Origin of the sequence: Streptomyces sp. NPDC059909, assembly GCF_042730885.1 — a bacterium.
Taxonomy (GTDB): Bacteria; Actinomycetota; Actinomycetes; order Streptomycetales; family Streptomycetaceae; genus Streptomyces.
Genome location: NZ_JBHWKX010000007.1, coordinates 52,768 through 71,080, shown reverse-complemented (window position 1 = coordinate 71,080; position 18,313 = coordinate 52,768). Strand labels below are relative to the sequence as shown.

Here is an 18,313-nt window from a genome sequence, read left to right as displayed (position 1 = left end):
CTCCCCAGTCTCCTCTACGGAAACCCGGTCACAAGTCGGTGACCGGACCTGAATAACCCGGGGGACGATGTACTCGATCTTGGTGAGGTCGCCGGCCCCGGGAGCGAACCGTTCCGGGACGCCGGACGCCGGACGCAGACGCCGCAACGGCTTCGCGAGCGGCCGCCTCCGGTCTCCACAGGGAGATGTGACAGATTCGGGCTCGCATGCGCTGGGAGATGCGAGATGACCGAAAATCGATCCGGGGACGCCATGGACTCCAGGGACGGCACGCGGCGGCCCGCAACGCTCGACGATCTGCTGACGGCCGCCGCACGTCCGGCACCGGTGGACGCTGAGGCTGCTGAACGGGCCCTTTCCGCGTTCCTCGCCGCCCGGGACACGGGGGCCCTGTCCGCGTCCCCGCGACGAAGGGACGACTGGCGGACGACAGGGCAGCGTCGCCGCACCGTCTGGATCAAGACAGCCCTCGGTGCGCTCGCCGGCACGCTGATGCTCGGCGGCGTCGCCATGGCGACCGGCACGGTCCCGGCGCCGTTCGACCCGGAGGAAGAGAAGCCGCGCCCGCATCCCGGCGTCTCGAACGGTCGGCAGGACGGGTCCGCCGGCCAGGACAGCACCGGTTCGCAGGAGCCGGCGGGCACGCCGTCCGTGCCCCCCTCGGCCGGCCTGTCGGCCGAGGCCAGGGCGGCCGATGTCGCGCGCTGCCGCGCCTACGAGGCGAAGGCCGGGCACGGCCAGGCACTGGAGGCCACCGCGTGGCAGCGTCTGGAAGAGGCCGCGGGCGGCCCGGACGCCGTCACCGAGTACTGCGCACGCCTGCTCCACCCGCAGTCGCCGAGGAAGACCCCGGAAGAGCTGCCCGGGGGCGGCAAGGACCAGCAGCAGCCCCGCGTCACCGACAGGGAGCCCGGCGGGACGGGCGACGCGAGGCCCGGTGCCGGGCCGTCCAAGGCGCCGTGATCCGCGCGCGGTTGACGCGCGCTCCACACGTACGGCCGACCCGTGCACTTTCACGCGTGCACTTTCACGTGTGCGCCTTCAGGCGTGCACCTGTACGCGTGCACCTCACACCTGCGCCTGAATCCGCGCCCTGCTCATCCCGCGCACGCACCCCTCACGCGTGCACCCCACGCATCCTGCTCACGCCTGCCCTGTGGAGCGGGGAATGTGAACGGTGAACGGCCGGGGTCCCCTTCTCCTGGGACCCCGGCCGTTGCCTGTGTGGTGTGACGCGCGACGCGTTACGGCGTGATCTGCTTGCCGATCCCGACGCCCGTGGGCGCGCCGAGGGTCGTCACCCCGTAGTAGAAGCCCGACGACGCCACGATGCCCTGCGTACTGCTGTTGTCGAGCTGGAGGATCACACCGTTGTTCGCGTCCTCACCGTCGGCGCCGATGGCCAGGTCCGCCCGGGAGTAGCCGGACAGGTCGGTCAGCGAGACGGCGGAGCCGAGCCGGTCGTTCGGCTCGGTCGAGCCGGGTACGTTGGCGGTGTCCTGGTGGTAGGCGACCGCGCCGGTGGCCGTAGGGCCGGTGGCCGAGCCGCGCAGGAGGATCACCTGGCCCGCGTTGGCCTGGTTGACGCCGCCGCGGGTGAGGTCCTCGCCCGGCAGGCCGGTGAGGATGTCACCGTATCCGTCGAGGTTGACGTCGCCGATCGAGACCGAGGCGCCCATGTCGTCGCCGGTCTCGCCGGTGTCCGGGACGCCCGACGTGTCCTGGCCGAAGGTCTTGCGGCCGGTGGAGGTGAGGCCGGTGGACGAGCCGAACACCGCGGTGACCGCACCGCCGTTCGCGGTGTGACCGGACTCGGCCGCGCTCGGCTGGCCGACGGCGAGGTCGGTGTAGCCGTCGCCGTTCAGGTCGCCGGCGGCAAGGGAGCGGCCGCCGCGGGCGTCGAGGATGCCGACCCGTACCAGTCCGTCGGCCGAGCCCTTGAGCCAGAGCAGCCGCCCGACGCCGGCGGTGTCGCGGTAGGAGACGGCGGCGTCGGTGTAGCCGTCGTTGTTGAAGTCGCCGCTCGCTGCGGAGGCGTACAGCACGGCGGCGGTGTGTGCCGTGGTGCCCAGGTAGCCGCTCTTCGGCAGGCTGCCGTTGCTGAGGGCCCACCAGCGGCCGGGCTTTCCGGGGGCGACCGTCAGGACGTCCGCCTTGCCGTCGGCGTTGAAGTCGCCCGTGGCGAGGGCGCTGCCGAACTTGTCGCCGCTGGTGCGGTTCGCGAGCGGCGCCATCGCGCTGGTGCCCGAGGTGAGCCCCGGACCGTACAGGATGGTGACCGAGCCGGTGTCCGTCAGGCCCGACGCGTCCTCACCGGGCGTACCGATGAACAGGTCCGCGTGGCCGTCGCCGTTGTAGTCCGCCCACGCCGAGCTCGTACCGAAACCGTCGCCGGGCTCCACACTGTCGGGCACGCCCGCGCTGTTCTGGTCGATGCTCTTGCGCACAGTGGTGCTCGGCCCGTCGACGGTACCCGGCACGACGGTGACGCGCCCCGCGCCGCTCGCGGTCTTCGGCAGGCCGGCGACCATGTCGGTGATGCCGTCGCGGTTGTAGTCGGCCGTCGGGATCGCGGAGTTGCGGCCGGGGCCCGCCGCGTAGGTGCGGATCGCCGGGATCTTGGCGTAGAGGTTCTTCCCCGGACACGCGGTCGCGAAGCCGTCGCGGTGTCCGGAGATCACGTTCAGCGTGGCCTGCTGGCCCTCGGTGTACTTGCCGGTGTTGCCCTGGGCGGTCAGCGTGACCGTGCCCTTCGGGTTGCCCCCGACCTGGCCGAGCTTCCAGGCGGCCACGCGCGCGGCCGCCTCCAGTGCGGCGGTCGACGGCTTGCCCGCGGGCTTGGCGGGAGTCGCCGTCGCGTCGCCCTCGAAGTCCCCGAGCAGCGCGATACCGGTGGAGTAGCTGTTGAAGCCGTACGTGTGCGCGCCCTTGACGGGCAGATCGATGCCGCCCGCGCGGCCCTCGAAGATCTGGCCGCACTTGTCGACCAGGAAGTTGTAGCCGAGGTCGTTCCAGCCCTCGGTCGTGATGTGGTAGTCCATGATGCCGCGGACCAGGGCCGCCGACTCGGCGCAGCTGTAGTTGTTGGCTCCGACGGTGTGGTGGATGAAGACCGCCTGGACCTTCTCGATGTACTCGGCGGGGTCGTCGACCAGCGACTCGTCGGCGCCCCACTGGGCGCGGCTGATGATGGGCGGCTGTTTGACCGTCGAGGGCAGCGGTACCGGCTTGGTCGCGGTGGGGGAGGGCGACGCGGAGTCGGACGGCGTGGCGGTCGCCGTGTCCGTCGGCGTCACGGTGCCGGTGGACGTCGCGCTGTCGGTCGGGGTCGCCGGTTCCGTGGGCGTCGCGCTGTCGGCCGGAGCGGTCGACCCGGCCGGGTCGGTGGGCGTCGCCGAGTCCGTCGGGACGGCCGTGTCCGTCGGGGCCACCGTGTCGGTCGCGGTCGCGCCCGGGGTCTCGTCCACCGTGAACGCGGCGTTGTCCATGTCCGAGCCCTCGGCGGGCGTGCTGAGGGGCGCGGCCGGAGCGGCGGGGTTCTTCGCCTCCGCCTTGCTCACTCCGGGGTCCACCATGTGCAGCTTCAGGCCCTTGGGCAGGGCCTTGCCCGAACTCACGCGCACCTGCACGGCGGTGGACGGACCGACCCACAACGGCTCGGACGCGCTCCGTGCGCCCTTGGCCTCCGCGCCCTCGGGCAGGTGTGCCTCCAGGTCGACCGCCTGCCAGCCGGACCACTTGCCCGTCTCCGCGCTGCGGGTACGGACCTGCGCCGTGCCCTCGACTGCGGTGGTCGCACCGTCCCAGCCGATGCCGACGAGCGAGAACGGCTCGGCGTCCGTGGCGGGCAGCTCCCGCGCGTTGGCGCCGCCCTTGGACAGGTCCAGCGTGCGGTGCGCGACCGCCCGCTCCCGCAGGCCGGGCTTCGACGGCGGATCCGACGGATTGGCGGTGGCCACGGTGACCACCCCCGCTCCGCCCAGCACCACGGCGCCGATCGTCAGCCAGGTTCGGCGCTTCCAGCCCAACGGGCGGTACGCATGCGACTTACGCGGGCTCAACTGCCCCACCTCTCGGAAAGTTCACTGGAGGCACTCCCGTTGCGCGAGCACCTGGCGTACCCAGCGCATCGGCTTCCCGAAACATCACGGCCGAGGCGGCATATGTGACCGGCATCACCACACCGGTCTTGCCGCGAGGGAGATCCGACCTGACAGCAGCTGAACTGCCCAGATTGTCGGCATGCTTGGTGCCCTGCCCGGGCGCCCACTGGGGCGGGCCCGTAGCGACCCTTCCGACGTCCCGGACTCGTGCCCCGCCTCCTGCCGCGGGGTGGGGTGCGGATGCTCGGCACCCCACCCCATCGACACCCGTGACCAGGCAGTCACGCGACGTGATCATCACCCCGAGGCGAGCTCCCTGCGGACCGCCGTGCAGGCGGGCTTGGCCGCGACATTCTCGTCGAGCAGGTTGGCCGCGCCCTGGCCCCTCGAACCAGCCGGGCCCCCACGAGTACTTGTCGGTGAAGCCCCACACCGTGAACGACGTGCAGCGCCGGACGTTGAGGCAGGCGTCGAGCAGCCGGCGGTAGTCGTCGGCCTGCCGGGCCGGCTCGGTGTCGTCGGCCGGCAGCGTCATCCGTACGTTGACCTCGGTGAAGGCCGGTGCAGCCCGAAGGCGGCCTCGACATCGGTGAGACGGGATTGCCGGGGACGACGGCGTGGGAGAGGACCCCCGACCAGGACAGGAACGGCGCCATCCACTCAACTCGGCTTCGGCGGACAGTTCGTCGAGGTGGACCTCACCGCGGCCCTGCCCGACCGAGCCTCTCCCTCGCGGGCGTCCTCACCGCCGAGGGGACGCCGCATGCCCACGTCACGTAGCCTCGCGCCTTGTGAAGCTCATACGGACAGCATCGGGTCGTCGGCGGCTGAGGTTGGCCCGTAGCGGTGTGTCCCGCTCTCAGGTCGAGGCCCTCGGCCGCCTCCGTGACCAGTTCGAGGAGGGCCGGTACGAGGAGGCCGAGGCCGGGGCGATCGCTCTTGCGGCAGCCGCCCGGCGTGGCCGGCGTCGCCGGAGTCGCGCTGTGGTCTGGTCGGCCAGGGTCGTCGCCACCACGGCGGCCGTCGCCCACGGGCGTGGCTCCGGTGTGCCGGCCGAGCTGGACGCCCTGATCGAGGAGTTGGAACAGACGGAGGGCTCCGATCGGGCACTGCTGCTGCTCGCCCGGGTGATCCGGGCGGCCGTCCTCGTCCGGCGGGAGAGGTACACGGAGGCCGAGGCCGAGGCGCAGGACGTCCTGCGCGCCACGACCCGCATCGCGCACCTCACCAAGGTGTGGAGGATCGAGCTGGCCGCTCTGGGCACCATGGCGGAGGCGCTGTGCGGTCAGCGCCGCTACAAGGAGGCGGAGGCCATAGCCCAGGGCAATCTGTACCGGACGGAGGGGCCCATGGCGGCCGCCTTGCACTGTCTTCTGGTGCGCAGCCTGAACGGGCAGGAGCGTTACGAGGAGGCTCTGTCCGAGGCTCGTCGGCTTCCCCCGCACTCGGCCCGCGCCGGCAGCGGATCCGCGGGCATCGTCACCGCCATGGCCCTCGACGGTCTCGGCCGCCGCGCCGAAGCGGAAGTGACAGCCCGTCAGGCAGTCGCCGACTGCGAGCAGTTCCTGCATCCGGAACACCCCCGCATCCAGGAGGCCCGAACCCTGCTGGCCCGCATCACCGGCGAGGCTCCGCGCTCCTGACGAGCGTCACCCCTCGGCGGGGAAGTCCTTGACCGGCGGGTGTCCGAAGACGGGCGCGAGGACCTCGGCGAGCCGCGCCCTGACCGCGTCACCGTGGGTGAGGGCGTGCGGCGGCCCGAAGGGAATCAGTGGGACACCCTGATCGGCCAGCACATAGAGCGTCCTGAGGGTCCGCATGGCGTTGGACGCGTACACGGGCTTCATCGTCCTGCGGGAGACGGCCTCGAAGTCGGCTTGGATCGCGTCGAGCCACGACGTCGACGCCTGCACGGTCAGTTCCGGGCGAGTCAGCACCCGGGCGACGGCACCGGCGAGGCGGTCGTCCTCCTGCTGGTCATAGACATAGCTGGTGCGCGTCAGCATGCGTTCGGCCGCGAGGTCCAGCATGCCGGCCGGGTCGACCTGGGGCAGCCGCCCGAAGGTTCCCAGCAGATCGGCTCCATGGGCGACCGCGTGCAGCCAGCCGAGCACGGGATCGTAGCCCTGTAGATCGGTCTCGGCCGCGAACCAGGTGGTGAACGCGTCCAGCCAGGACTGCCTGAAATCGCCCCGGCTGACAATCATGTCCAGGACCAGCGGCGCAAACGTACGGGCCTGGATCTGCGAGTCGGTGAACCGGGCCGCCATCTCATCACCCAGCCGGATCCGGCGTTCACCCGCGATGACGTCCCGGGCGATCCACGTGCGCAGCACCACGTACGGAGCACCATCACGTATCTCTGGATCGGGGTCACGCAGGCACCGTGAGAGCTCAGCGGTGAGTACGTCGAGATCGGCACCGGCAGGCACAACGAACCCGGTGTCGCACACTTCCTCCCAGTCAATGATCACGGCCCGGGACCGTACACAGGCGTGAGAAACACCCGCAACGCGATTTCTGAGACCGGGTCACCGATGCGTCCCTCGAGCGTTGGGCGACAAGCTCAGCGTCCCGCCCGCGCGAACCATCCGCCCGCTTCGCCGAGTACCGATTCGATCCTGTCCCACGCCGCCTGGTCCCGTGCCACGGCGGGCAGTTCGCGGCCCCGGCCCGTGCCCCAGTCCGTGGCGACGGCCACCGGATCGGCGTCCGTCGCGGCGCCCGCCGCGAGCGCCGCGGCGCCCAGTGCGACGAGTTCCTGGGCCTCGGGGATCAGGACGGGCCGGCCCGAGAGGCGGCGTACCGTCTCGACCCACGTGCGACCCTGCGCACCGCCGCCGATCAGGCGGAGGGGCCGCGACCGTACGCCGGGCTCCTCGGGGTCGAGGCCGCCCGCGGCCACGAGTTCGTCCAGCGCGCGCAGCACGGTGAAGACCGCACCCTCGTAGGCCGCGCCGAGAAGCTGACGTGCCGTGGTCGCGTGGCGCAGGCCGGTGAGCAGACCCGAGGCATGGGGAAGGTCGGGCGTGCGCTCGCCGTCGAGGTACGGCAGCAGGACCGCCTCGCCGCCGGGCTCCGCGTCCTCCCGGCCGAGGCCGAGCAGCTCCGCGACCTTGTCGACCGCGAGCGTGCAGTTGAGGGTGCACGCGAGCGGCAGATAGCTGCCGTCGGTGGCGGCGAACCCGGCGAGCGCGGCCGATGCGGGCCGTGTGCGGGTGGCCGCGAAGATGGTGCCCGAGGTGCCGAGGCTGACCACGGGGTGGTCGAGCAGTCCCCCGGCGCCGAGGCCGAGCCCCACCGCGGCCGCCATGTTGTCGCCCGTGCCGGCGGCCACCGCGATGCCCTGGGGCAGGCCGAGCGCACCGGCGGCCGCGCGGCTCAGGGAGCCCACCCGCTCGGCGCCGCTCGCGGCCACGGCCGGCAGCAGCGCCGCGTCGAGGCCGACGAGGTCGAGCAGGCCGGGGTCGTACGTACCGGTGGCGGTGGAGTACCAGCAGGTGCCCGACGCGTCGCCCGGGTCGGTCGCCCCGACGCCCGTCAGCCGCTCGGTGAGGAAGTCGTGCGGCAGGCGCACGGCGGCGACCGCGTCGGCGGTGGCGGGCTCGTGCTCCCGCAGCCACTGCCACTTGGCGGCGGTCATCGAGGCGACGGGCACCGAGCCGGAGCGGGCCAGCCACGCGTCCGGACCACCGAGCGCCTCGGTGAGCGCAGCGGCCTGCGGAGCCGAGCGGGTGTCGTTCCACAGCAGGGCGGGGCGCAGCGGGCGGCCCGCGGAGTCCAGGGTGACCAGGCCGTGCTGCTGGCCCGCGACCGCGATGCCGGTCACGGCCGACGCATCCGTACCGGACTCCTTCAGGGCGAGGGCGACGGCCTCGCGCAGGGCCTGCCACCACTCCTCGGGGTCGGTCTCCCGCGCGCCGCCGTCACCCGTGACGGTGTGGGGTGCGCGCCCCACCGCCAGGATCCGGCCGGTGACGGCGTCCGTGACGGCCGCCTTGGTGGACTGGGTGGAGCTGTCCACCCCGATCACGACGGGCGATGTCGGTGTCGGCACTGCGCACCTCACTGGTGATTCATGGAGCCAGGGACGGACGGACGGATCGGATCAGGGCGGGTCCGGGCGCCTTGGCGCCCGAAGGTTTTTTGGTTATACGAAGAACAAAATATGTCCATGCCGCGTGCGCCCGTCAAGCACCGCCAATCGGCTGAATGCCAGGGGCAGGCGAGCGTCCGCACCGCACCTCCCAGGGCTCTCGGGGGCTTTGCCGGGGCCTTGGCGGGACGTCTTCCATGAGGTATTGGTTAGAGGACAAACAAATCCCGAGCCGCCGTCATCCAAGGGGCCGCAGCATGTCGGAGCAGTTCACTCCCACCTCGCAGGACAAGTTCACGTTCGGTCTGTGGACCGTCGGCTGGCAGGGCCGCGACCCCTTCGGCGAGGCCACCCGCCCGGCCCTCGACCCGGTCGAGTCCGTCGAGCGCCTGGCCGAGCTCGGTGCGTACGGCGTGACCTTCCACGACGACGACCTGATCCCGTTCGGCTCCTCCGACGCCCAGCGCGAAACGGCCGTCAAGCGCTTCAAGGACGCGCTGGAGCGCACCGGTCTCAAGGTGCCGATGGCGACGACCAACCTCTTCACGCACCCGGTCTTCAAGGACGGCGCCTTCACCGCCAACGACCGCGACGTTCGCCGCTACGCCCTGCGCAAGACCATTCGCAACATCGACCTCGCCGTCGAGCTGGGTGCCGGCACCTATGTCGCCTGGGGCGGCCGCGAGGGCGCGGAGTCGGGTGCGGCCAAGGACGTGCGGGTCGCGCTCGACCGTATGAAGGAGGCGTTCGACCTCCTCGGCGACTACGTCACCGAGCAGGGCTACGACCTGCGCTTCGCCATCGAGCCGAAGCCCAACGAGCCCCGTGGCGACATCCTCCTGCCGACGATCGGCCACGCCCTCGCCTTCATCGAGCGCCTGGAGCGCCCCGAGCTGGTCGGCGTCAACCCGGAGACCGGCCACGAGCAGATGGCGGGCCTGAACTTCCCGCACGGCATCGCCCAGGCGCTGTGGGCGGGCAAGCTCTACCACATCGACCTCAACGGCCAGTCCGGCATCAAGTACGACCAGGACTTCCGCTTCGGCGCCGGCGACCTGCGCCAGGCGTTCTGGCTCGTCGACCTGCTGGAGACGGCCGGCTACGAGGGCCCGCGCCACTTCGACTTCAAGCCGGTGCGCACCGACGGCTTCGACGGTGTGTGGGAGTCCGCGAAGAACTGCATGCGCAACTACCTGATCCTCAAGGAGCGCGCATCAGCATTCCGCGCCGACGCCGAGGTCCAGGAGGCGCTGGTCGCGTCCCGGCTCGACGAGCTCGCGCAGCCGACCGCAGCCGACGGCCTCAAGGGACTGCTCGCCGACACCTCCGCCTACGAGGAGTTCGACGTGCAGGCCGCGGCCGAGCGCTCGATGGCCTTCGAGCGTCTCGACCAGCTCGCCATGGAGCACCTGCTCGGCGTGCGCCGCTGACCGGCGGATAGGTTGACCTGTCGTCCTTGACCGGTCAGGACGACCGGCCGTCCTGACCGGTCCGTCGTCGATCGGGAGCCGCAATCCCTGCGGCCGGATCCGTCCGGTCCGGCCGAGGGCAGGTAGGGAGTGAGTACGTGCCACTGAGCGCCGCCGAAGCGGCTCGCTCCCCCGGGGCGGCCCCCGTCGACCAGGCAGCGGTCCGCCGCGTCAACCTCGTGCGCGTGCTGCGCGAGGTCCGCACGGCGGGACCGCTGTCCAGGGCGACCGTCGCCCGGCACACCGGGCTGACCCGTGCCACGGTCTCCAGCCTCGTCTCCGAGCTGATCGAGCGCCGGCTGCTGCGGGAGACCGACTACCAGCAGGACGGCACGGTCGGACGCCCGGGCCGGCGGCTGGAGATCGACGGCAGGGGAGTGGCGGCCCTCGGCCTGGAGGTCAACTCCCGCTATCTGGCGGCCTGGTCGACGGACCTCGCGGGCCGGCGGCTGCAGGAGCGGCGCCTCGTGCACGACGCGACGCACCAGGACGCCGAGCACACGATCCGTACGCTCGCCGGCCTCGCCGCCGAGCTGATCGACGCCGCTCGCGGGGCCGGGGCCCACACGGCGGGGATCGGTGTCGCCGTGCCCGGCCCCGTGGACATCGCCACCGGGTTCGTACGCTCCGCGCCGAACCTGCACTGGCGGGACGTCCCGGCCGCCGCGCTGCTGCGCGAGCTGCTCGACCTGCCGGACGAGGTGAGCGTCGTCGTCGACAACGAGGCCAACCTGGCCGCCCTGGCCGAGCGTGGCCACGGCCGGTCGAGCGCCGCCGACCTGGTCTACGTGACCGGGGAGGCGGGCATCGGCGCGGGCATCGTCGCCGGCGGCAGGCTGCTGCGCGGCTCCGGCGGCTTCAGTGGCGAGCTCGGGCATCTCCAGGTCGACCCCGCGGGCGAGCGCTGCGCCTGCGGGCGCAGCGGCTGCCTGGAGACCAAGGTCGGGCTGCCCGCGGCAATGCGTCTCGCCGCCCCGGACCTGGCGGACGGCATGACCCCGGAGGGCATCTCGGCGGGCGCCGCGTCCCACGACCCCCAGGAACAGGCCGGCGAGCTGCTGCGCCGCGCCACGGCGGGCGACCCGCGGGCGCTCACCGGTCTGGACGAGATCGGCCGCTGGCTCGGCATCGGCCTGTCGATCCCGGTCAATCTGCTCAATCCGGATGTGATCGTGCTCGGCGGCTACTTCGCGGCGGTCGCCCCCTACCTCATGCCGGCCGCGATGCGCGAACTGCGCGAGCGGGCCGTGGCGGGCGATGCGGCGGTGTGCCGGGTCACCGGCTCGGCCCTGGGCTTCACGGCGGCGGTGCGCGGCGCGGCGGACGTCATCGTGGAGGAGATCTTCGCCGACCCCGGCCGCGTGGCCGTCCCGGCATAGGATCCCGAAACTTTGCCGGAACTCTTCACGTCTCCAGCGCACAACCGCGGTCGGCCCGCCGCAGCACTCGCCTGCGGCAACAGCAGCTGGTCCGGGCGCCCACCGGCCGGCAGCGGCCCTCGCGCTCAGTCCCCGGACGGCGGCGGCGCCGTGCTCTTCCTGACGACGAGGCTCGTCGCCAGCTCCAGCCTGGTCGCCGCGGGTTCCTCGGTGCGCAGCCGCAGCAGCATCTGCGCGGCCTCCTCGGCCATCTGCCGCAGCGGCTGGTGGACCGTGGTCAGCGCCGGGCTGGACCACCGGGCGACCTGGACGTCGTCGTAGCCGACGACCGAGAGGTCGTGCGGGACGCGCAGCCCGTTGACGCGCGCCGCCTCCAGGACGCCGAGGGCCTGGAGGTCGCTGCCCGCGAAGATGGCGGTCGGCCGCTCCGGCAGATCCAGCATCTCCATCGCCCTGTCGTACCCGCCCTCCACATGGAAGTTGCCGAACCGGACCAGTTCGGGCCCGGTGTCCAGGCCGGCCATGCTCATCGCCGAGCGGTAGCCGTCGAGGCGGGCCAGCGAGCACAGCATGTCCTCGGGGCCGGTGATGATGCCGATCCGCCGGTGTCCGAGCTCGATGAGATGGCGCGTCGCGGCCAGGCCGCCGGTCCAGTTGGCAGACCCCACCGACGGCACGTCGGGATCGGGGTCACCGGCCGGGTCGATAATGACGAACGGAATGGAGCGGGCCCTGAGTTGCTGCTTGACCGCCTGGGGGAGGGCCGAGAAGACCAGCACCACACCGATCGGCCGGCGCTGCAGGACCCCTTCGATCCAGTCGGGACTCGGTGAGTGGCGGGTGCCGCTCTCGGTCAGGACCACGCTGGCCTGGTTGGCCTTGGCGACGTTCTCCACCCCCCGGATCAGCTCCAGCGCCCAGATGCTGTCCAGCTCGTGGAAGACGATCTCGATGAGCGGTGCCTCCCGGGACGACCTCGCCGTGCGTCGGTAGGCGTGGGTCTCCAGGAGGCGCTCCACCTTGATCCTCGTCGGGGGCGCCACGTCCTGCCGCCCGTTGAGGACCTTCGAAACTGTCGAAATGGAGACGCCGGCCTTCTGAGCCACCTGGGCCAGAGTGATGCGGCCCATCTCCTCGTCATCGCGCATGGCGGGAGCATAAGGCACGCCCAGGCGGCGCAACAGGCGTAACGCTTTGGTAACTCGGCGTTCGAGGGTTGACCCCCCAGGTGGGGAGGCCTAGCGTCCCCACTCGTGAACTTTCGGTAATGGTGCCGAAATAGTTTCGAGAGGCGAGGCGATGAAGCAACGCGCACGGTTCCCGCGAACCGCCGCCGTCGGTGGTGTGGCGCTGGCCATGGTGCTCTCACTGTCCGCGTGCGGCGGGGGCTCCGACGACTCGGCCGGCCGGGCCAACGAGATCCACGTCCTGGTCTACGGGGACGCGACGAACAAGGTCGAGAAGCAGCTGATCGAGACCTTCAACAAGACCTCTGAGGTCAAGGCCGTCCTGGACACCATCCCGGGCGCGGACTACCAGGCCAAGCTGCAGACGATCATCAACAGCAAGCAGGCCCCCGACGTCTTCTTCAACTGGGGCGGCGGCAGCATCAAGCCGTTCGTCGACGCCGGCCTGCTGATGCCGCTGGACGACTTCATCGCGAAGGACCCTGGCCTCAAGGACAAGTTCCTGCCCTCGGTCTTCAACACCGCCGTCGTCGGCGGAAAGCCGTACGGCGTCCCCATGCGCGGCACCCAGCCCGTCATGCTGTTCCACAACAAGAAGGTCCTCGCGGATGCCGGTGTCACCCCGCCCAAGACCTGGGACGAGCTGCTGGCGGCGGTCAAGACCCTCAAGGGCAAGGGCGTCACCCCGATTGCGCTCGGCGGCGGCGACAAGTGGCCGACGCAGATGTGGTACCAGTACGTCTACGACCGCGTGGCCGGGCCGGAACTGTTCCAGAAGGCCCTCGGCGGCGACAAGAGCGCCTGGGAGAGCGCCGACAGCAAGAAGGCCCTCTCCATGATCAAGGAGCTCGTCGGCGCGGGCGCCTTCGGCACCAACTTCGATTCGGTGAAGTTCACCGACCAGGGTTCGCCGACCCTGCTCGCCACCGGCAAGGCCGCCTTCGAACTGATGGGCTCGTGGGAGTACTCGACCCTGCAGGACGCCCACCCCGACTTCGCCAAGAACGACCTCGGCTACGGCACCTTCCCGACCGTCACCGGCGGCAAGGGCGAACCGGCCAACATCGCCGGCAACACGAACAACTTCTACTCGGTGCTGAAGAAGACCAAGCACCCCGAGGCGGTCGCGGAGTTCCTGAAGCTCCAGTACTCCGACGAGTTCGTCAAGGCGCAGCTCGGCGTCGGCAACCTGCCCACGACGACGAACACCCCGGACTTCCTCGACACCTCCGCGAACCCGGCGTACTCGAAGTTCCAGTACGACCTGGTCGCGAAGGCCCCGGCGTTCCAGCTCTCCTGGGACCAGGCATACCCGCCCGCGGCGACCACCACGATCCACACGGCCGTCCAGCAGTTCTTCAACGGCCAGATCGACGCGGACGGATTCATCAAGGCCATGCAGTCCCTGCCGGCCGCCTGACCCACCGACACCGATCCGGATCACCTGACATGACCACTGCCACTGCATCCGCCGTGGACAGCGAGAAGACCGACCGGACCGGCCCGCTCCGCGGCCGGTCCGGCACCGGAGTGGGCCGCCCGGGCTTCGCCTGGGCGGCACCCGCCGCCGTGTTCTTCGGACTCTTCGCGATCATCCCGCTCGTCATGGTCGTCGTGCTGTCCTTCGCCGGCTGGAACGGCCTCGGCGAACCCGAGTTCGCCGGCCTCGACAACTGGAAGAAGCTGCTCGACGACCCCGTCATGCTGGAGAGCCTCTGGCTCAGCGTCCTGCTCACCGTCCTCGGCGTCGTCGTCCAGACGCCGATCAGCCTGCTGCTCGGCGTGTGGGCCGCGGGCCACCAGCGCAACCGGGCGGTCCTGTCCGCCGTCTACTTCGTTCCGCTGCTGCTCTCCATGACGGCCGTGTCGGTGCTGTGGCGCGCCGTGCTCGACCCGAACTTCGGTGTGCCCTCGCAGGCCGAGTGGCTCTTCGGCGACGGCAATCTCTTCGGTACCCAGGCCGGCGCGATCGGGGTCCTGGTCTTCGTCAGCACCTGGCAGTTCACCCCGCTGCACACGCTCATCTACCAGGGCGCGGCCCGCGCGATCCCGCAGGTCCTCTACCAGGCTGCCCAGATCGACGGCGCGGGCACGGTACGGCAGTTCTTCCACATCACCCTGCCGCAGCTGCGCAACAGCATCATCACCTCGATGATCCTGATGGTCGTCGGCGGCCTCACCACCTTCGACACCGTGCTGATCCTCACCCAGGGCGGCCCCGGCACCGACACCACCATCAGCGCCTACTACATGTACCAAAAGGCCTTCAAGAGCTTCGACTTCGGCACGGGCGCCGCCATCGCGCTGCTGCTCGTCCTCGTCGCCACGGTCATCTCGCTGATCATGGTCCGGCTGTCCGGCTACGACAGGATGCGCAGCACCATGGAGGGCGTGTGATGAAGAGCCGTCCCAACTACCTGGCGGGGTTCGGCTCGCTCGTCTGGCTCTTCCTGGTCGGCCTGCCGCTCTATGTCATGCTGATCGCCACGTTCCAGACCCGCGCCGACTACGCGGCGAACGGCCCGCTCGCCTTTCCCGAGCACTTCACGCTCGACAACTACATCAACGACCTCAACAGCGGCTTCGGGCAGTACTTCCTCAACACGGTGATCGTCACCGTGTCCGTGGTCGGCATCGTCGTGCTGCTCGTGCCGCCGTTGGCGTACGCGATCGTCAGAAGCCAGGGCCGGACCACCACCACCGTCTTCCGGCTGTTCCTGCTGGGCCTCGCGATCCCCTCGCAGGCCGTGATCGTCCCGATGTTCTACGTCATCAGCAAGGCAGGTCTCTACGACAACCTCATCGGCATCATCCTGCCGACCGCGGCCTTCGCGATGCCGGTGTGCGCGCTCATCCTCACCGGCGTCATGCGTGACATCACACCCGACCTGTACGAGGCGATGACCGTGGACGGCGCCTCGCCCTGGCGGGTCTTCTTCCAGCTGGTCCTCCCGCTCTCCAAGAGCGGCCTGTCGACGATCGTCGTCTTCTCGGCGCTCCAGGCCTGGAACGGCTTCCTCTTCCCGCTGGTCCTGACCCAGTCCACGGAGACCAAGGTGATCACCATGGGCCTGTACGACTTCCAGACCGAACACGGAGTCGACATCCCGGGCCTGCTCGCCGCCGTGGTCCTGTCCATGCTTCCCATCCTGCTCGTCTACCTGTTCGCCCGTCGCGCCCTGGTCCAGGGGCTGATGGGAGTCGGAGGAAAGTGACCGACAACGTGGCTGTAGAGGACAACGCGACCGTGGAGACCGCTTCCGCCACCCGGTTGTGGCGCGATCCGTCCCTCGACGCGACGACCCGTGCCGACGCCCTGATCGCCGAGATGACCCTGCGGGAGAAGATCGCCCAGCTCTTCGGCGTCTGGGTGGGGGCCTCCGACGAGGGCGCCGAAGTCGCCCCCCACCAGCACGACATGGAGGAGGCGGTCGACCTCGACGACCTGCTGCCGTACGGGCTCGGCCAGCTGACCCGGCCCTTCGGCACGGCCCCGGTCGACCCGGCCGTCGGTGCGCTGTCGCTGGCGCGCACCCAGCGGCGGATCGCCGGCGCGAACCGGTTCGGCATACCGGCCCTGGCCCACGAGGAGTGCCTCGCGGGCTTCGCCACCTGGGGGGCCACCGCGTACCCCGTGCCGCTTTCGTGGGGCGCGACCTTCAACCCCGCGCTCATCCGCGAGATGGCCGCCGCCATCGGCCGGGACATGCGCGCGGTCGGCGTCCACCAGGGACTCGCCCCTGTCCTCGACGTCGTACGCGACGCACGCTGGGGCCGGGTCGAGGAGACCATCGGCGAGGACCCCTACCTCGTCGGCACCATCGCCACCGCGTACGTCCAGGGCCTGGAGTCCACCGGCATCGTCGCCACGCTCAAGCACTTCGCCGGGTACTCCGCCTCCCGGGCCGGACGCAACCTCGCCCCGGTCGGCATGGGGGCCCGCGAGCGCGCCGACATCATCCTGCCGCCGTTCGAGATGGCCGTGCGGGAGAGCGGCGTCCGCTCGGTCATGCACGCCTACACCGACACCGACGGCATCCCCTCCGCCGCCGACGAGCGCCTGCTGACCGGTCTGCTGCGGGACAGCTGGGGCTTCACCGGAACCGTCGTCGCCGACTACTTCGGCATCGCCTTCCTCAAGACCCTGCACGGCGTCGCCGGAACCTTCGGCGAGGCGGCCGGCGCCGCGCTCGCCGCGGGCGTGGACGTGGAACTGCCCACGGTCAAGACCTTCGGCGAACCGCTGCTCGACGCGGTCACCGCGGGACGGGTGCCCGAGGCGCTGGTCGACCGTGCCGTACGGCGCGTACTGGTCCAGAAGGCCGAGCTCGGGCTGCTCGACCCGGACTGGAGCCCGCGGCCCGCCGCGCTGGCCGGAGCCGACGCCGGAGCCGGAGGCGGGTCCGCGGCCGGAGCCGACGCCGGCTCGGAGGCCCTGCGCGGCACGATCAGCCTGGACGCGGACGACAACCGGGCCCTGGCCCGCCGCGTCGCCGAGCAGGCCGTCGTCCTGCTCCACAACGACGGCACGCTGCCCCTCGACCGGTCCGCCTCCGCAGCGGAGCGCCCGCGCAGGATCGCGCTGATCGGCCCCAACGCCGAGGCCCCCACCGCGGTACTGGGCTGCTACGCCTTCCCGGTCCACGTCGGTGTCCAGCACCCCGAGGTCCCGGTCGGGATCGACCTGCCGACCCTGCGCGAGGCATTGGCGGCCGAGTTCCCCGACTGCGAGATCGTCGTGGCCCGGGGCGCGAGCGTCGACGGCACCGACACCGACGGCTTCGCCGCGGCCGCCGAGCTCGCCCGCGGCTCCGACATCGTTATCGCCGCACTGGGCGACCGGGCCGGGCTCTTCGGCCGCGGCACCAGCGGCGAGGGCTGCGACGCCGAGTCCCTGGCCCTCCCCGGAGTCCAGCAGCAGCTGCTCGATACGCTCCTCGACACCGGCACACCGGTCGTGGTGACCCTGCTGGCCGGGCGGCCCTACGCCCTGGGCCGGGCGGTGACGGAATCCGCCGCCATCGTCCAGTCCTTCTTCCCCGGCGAGGAGGGCACGACGGCCATCGCCTCCGTCCTCGGCGGCCGGACGGCCCCGGCAGGCCGGCTTCCGGTCAGCATCCCGCGCCACCCCGGCGCACAGCCGTCCACGTACCTGGCGGCACGCCTCGGCCACTCCAGCGAGGTCTCCAGCATCGACCCGACACCGGCCTTCGGCTTCGGGCACGGACTGACCTACACCACCTTCGCGTGGACCGACCTGGTGGTGGAGAGCGGCGACGCGGCCACGGACGGCGCGTTCCGGCTCTCCTGCACGGTCCGCAACACCGGTCCGCGCGAGGGCACCGAGCTGGTGCAGCTGTATCTGCACGACCCCGTGGCCTCGGTGGTCCAGCCCGTCCAGCGGCTCGTCGGCTACGTCCGTCTGGACCTCGCACCCGGCGAGGCCGTACGGATCCACGCGACGGTCCCCGCCGACCTGGCCGCCTTCACCGGTCGCGGCGGAAGCCGCATCGTGGAGCCGGGTGAGCTGGAGCTGCGGCTCAGCGCGTCGAGCACCGAACCGCGGCTGACGGCACGGGTCACGCTCACCGGCCTCGTACGGGAGGTGGACCACCGGCGCAGGCTCCACGCGGAGTTCACGACGGTGCCGCACCCGGCACGGTGACCCGCCGGTGCCCCGGGCGCGTCGTCGCCCGGGGCACCGCACCGGACGTCGCCCGGGTGTCGGACGGGCCGGGTGCCGGGCAGGTGCTGCCCCGGACCCCGGCTTTTCCGTCGTACGTGTCACGAGTACCGCCGTACGTGTCACGCGTACTCCCGTGACAGTCACATGGCAGCGGTGCGAAGCTGTCGTTGCAGTTGTGGGGCTGCCAACTGCCGCCCGTTGACCGGCGATCGGGGCCTGGATAGCTTCGGCGGCATGTGGATCTCCCCGCGGTTCACCCGACGCCGAGCCGTCGATCTGATGCGTGTCACCGCCGCGCTATGTAGCTGACCTGGCACCGCACGCCGTTTCCCGTGCGTCGCACGGCTCGTTACGCAGCCGTCCGCACGTCCCGGCACCGCCCGTCGGGCAGGC

At 71.3% G+C, this 18,313-nt stretch carries 13 protein-coding genes; 8 read left to right on the top strand and 5 right to left on the bottom strand.

The features are described 5' to 3' along the window. The first annotated feature begins 225 nt into the window (after window positions 1-225). Complete coding sequence (locus ACFV9O_RS07945; protein ID WP_385413795.1) at window positions 226-963, top strand: hypothetical protein; 738 nt, start codon at window positions 226-228, stop codon at window positions 961-963. 281 nt (window positions 964-1,244) lie between these two features. Here ACFV9O_RS07945 and ACFV9O_RS07940 read toward each other — a convergent pair whose 3' ends face one another. Together ACFV9O_RS07940 and ACFV9O_RS07935 are read right to left on the bottom strand one after the other, a co-directional pair. Then, entirely contained in the window at window positions 1,245-4,070 is a 2,826-nt protein-coding gene (locus ACFV9O_RS07940; RefSeq protein ID WP_385413793.1) for an FG-GAP-like repeat-containing protein, read from the bottom strand. Continuing rightward, window positions 4,048-4,638 (bottom strand): endo-1,4-beta-xylanase, encoded by a 591-nt coding sequence (locus tag ACFV9O_RS07935; protein WP_385413790.1) that lies wholly within the window; start codon window positions 4,636-4,638, stop codon window positions 4,048-4,050. The genes ACFV9O_RS07940 and ACFV9O_RS07935 overlap by 23 nt, the downstream gene beginning before the upstream one ends. A 313-nt stretch (window positions 4,639-4,951) precedes the next feature. Here ACFV9O_RS07935 and ACFV9O_RS07930 point away from each other — a divergent pair, with 313 nt between their 5' ends. Further along, on the top strand, window positions 4,952-5,746 hold the full coding sequence (locus ACFV9O_RS07930) for a hypothetical protein (protein WP_385413788.1): 795 nt from the start codon (window positions 4,952-4,954) through the stop codon (window positions 5,744-5,746). Between the two features lie 6 nt (window positions 5,747-5,752). Here ACFV9O_RS07930 and ACFV9O_RS07925 read toward each other — a convergent pair whose 3' ends face one another. Together ACFV9O_RS07925 and xylB are read right to left on the bottom strand one after the other, a co-directional pair. After that, on the bottom strand, window positions 5,753-6,577 hold the full coding sequence (locus ACFV9O_RS07925; protein WP_385413785.1) for a DUF2785 domain-containing protein: 825 nt from the start codon (window positions 6,575-6,577) through the stop codon (window positions 5,753-5,755). 92 nt (window positions 6,578-6,669) lie between these two features. Beyond that, a complete protein-coding gene (gene xylB / locus ACFV9O_RS07920) occupies window positions 6,670-8,160 on the bottom strand; it encodes a xylulokinase (protein ID WP_385413782.1) in 1,491 nt (496 codons plus the stop codon). Between the two features lie 296 nt (window positions 8,161-8,456). Here xylB and xylA point away from each other — a divergent pair, with 296 nt between their 5' ends. Further along, on the top strand, window positions 8,457-9,629 hold the full coding sequence (gene xylA / locus ACFV9O_RS07915) for a xylose isomerase (protein ID WP_385413779.1): 1,173 nt from the start codon (window positions 8,457-8,459) through the stop codon (window positions 9,627-9,629). A 137-nt stretch (window positions 9,630-9,766) separates the two neighbouring features. Continuing rightward, window positions 9,767-11,047, top strand: a complete 1,281-nt coding sequence (locus ACFV9O_RS07910; RefSeq protein ID WP_385413776.1) for an ROK family protein — start codon at window positions 9,767-9,769, stop codon at window positions 11,045-11,047. 125 nt (window positions 11,048-11,172) lie between these two features. Here ACFV9O_RS07910 and ACFV9O_RS07905 read toward each other — a convergent pair whose 3' ends face one another. Further along, window positions 11,173-12,195: a LacI family DNA-binding transcriptional regulator gene (locus tag ACFV9O_RS07905; protein ID WP_385413773.1), complete on the bottom strand. Its 1,023-nt coding sequence runs from the start codon at window positions 12,193-12,195 to the stop codon at window positions 11,173-11,175. Between the two features lie 151 nt (window positions 12,196-12,346). Here ACFV9O_RS07905 and ACFV9O_RS07900 point away from each other — a divergent pair, with 151 nt between their 5' ends. From ACFV9O_RS07900 to ACFV9O_RS07885, 4 genes are read left to right on the top strand one after another with little or no spacing between them, the layout of a single operon-like run. Beyond that, window positions 12,347-13,654 carry an ABC transporter substrate-binding protein gene (locus ACFV9O_RS07900; RefSeq protein WP_385413770.1) on the top strand — a complete coding sequence of 436 codons (1,308 nt, stop codon included), beginning with the start codon at window positions 12,347-12,349 and terminating at the stop codon, window positions 13,652-13,654. Between the two features lie 29 nt (window positions 13,655-13,683). After that, window positions 13,684-14,631: a carbohydrate ABC transporter permease gene (locus ACFV9O_RS07895; RefSeq protein WP_385413769.1), complete on the top strand. Its 948-nt coding sequence runs from the start codon at window positions 13,684-13,686 to the stop codon at window positions 14,629-14,631. Further along, a complete protein-coding gene (locus tag ACFV9O_RS07890) occupies window positions 14,631-15,449 on the top strand; it encodes a carbohydrate ABC transporter permease (RefSeq protein WP_385413766.1) in 819 nt (272 codons plus the stop codon). The genes ACFV9O_RS07895 and ACFV9O_RS07890 overlap by 1 nt, the downstream gene beginning before the upstream one ends. Then, window positions 15,446-17,899 carry a glycoside hydrolase family 3 N-terminal domain-containing protein gene (locus ACFV9O_RS07885; RefSeq protein ID WP_385413763.1) on the top strand — a complete coding sequence of 818 codons (2,454 nt, stop codon included), beginning with the start codon at window positions 15,446-15,448 and terminating at the stop codon, window positions 17,897-17,899. Before ACFV9O_RS07890 ends, ACFV9O_RS07885 begins: the two co-directional genes overlap by 4 nt. The last annotated feature ends 414 nt before the right edge of the window (window positions 17,900-18,313 follow it).

Coding starts and splice junctions, on each gene's coding strand:
- ACFV9O_RS07905 (WP_385413773.1), bottom strand. CDS start 12,195: ATGCGCGATGACGAGGAGATGGGCCGCATCACTCTGGCCCAGGTGGCT.
- ACFV9O_RS07895 (WP_385413769.1), top strand. CDS start 13,684: ATGACCACTGCCACTGCATCCGCCGTGGACAGCGAGAAGACCGACCGG.
- ACFV9O_RS07945 (WP_385413795.1), top strand. CDS start 226: ATGACCGAAAATCGATCCGGGGACGCCATGGACTCCAGGGACGGCACG.
- ACFV9O_RS07890 (WP_385413766.1), top strand. CDS start 14,631: ATGAAGAGCCGTCCCAACTACCTGGCGGGGTTCGGCTCGCTCGTCTGG.
- ACFV9O_RS07900 (WP_385413770.1), top strand. CDS start 12,347: ATGAAGCAACGCGCACGGTTCCCGCGAACCGCCGCCGTCGGTGGTGTG.
- xylA (WP_385413779.1), top strand. CDS start 8,457: ATGTCGGAGCAGTTCACTCCCACCTCGCAGGACAAGTTCACGTTCGGT.
- ACFV9O_RS07935 (WP_385413790.1), bottom strand. CDS start 4,638: ATGACGCTGCCGGCCGACGACACCGAGCCGGCCCGGCAGGCCGACGAC.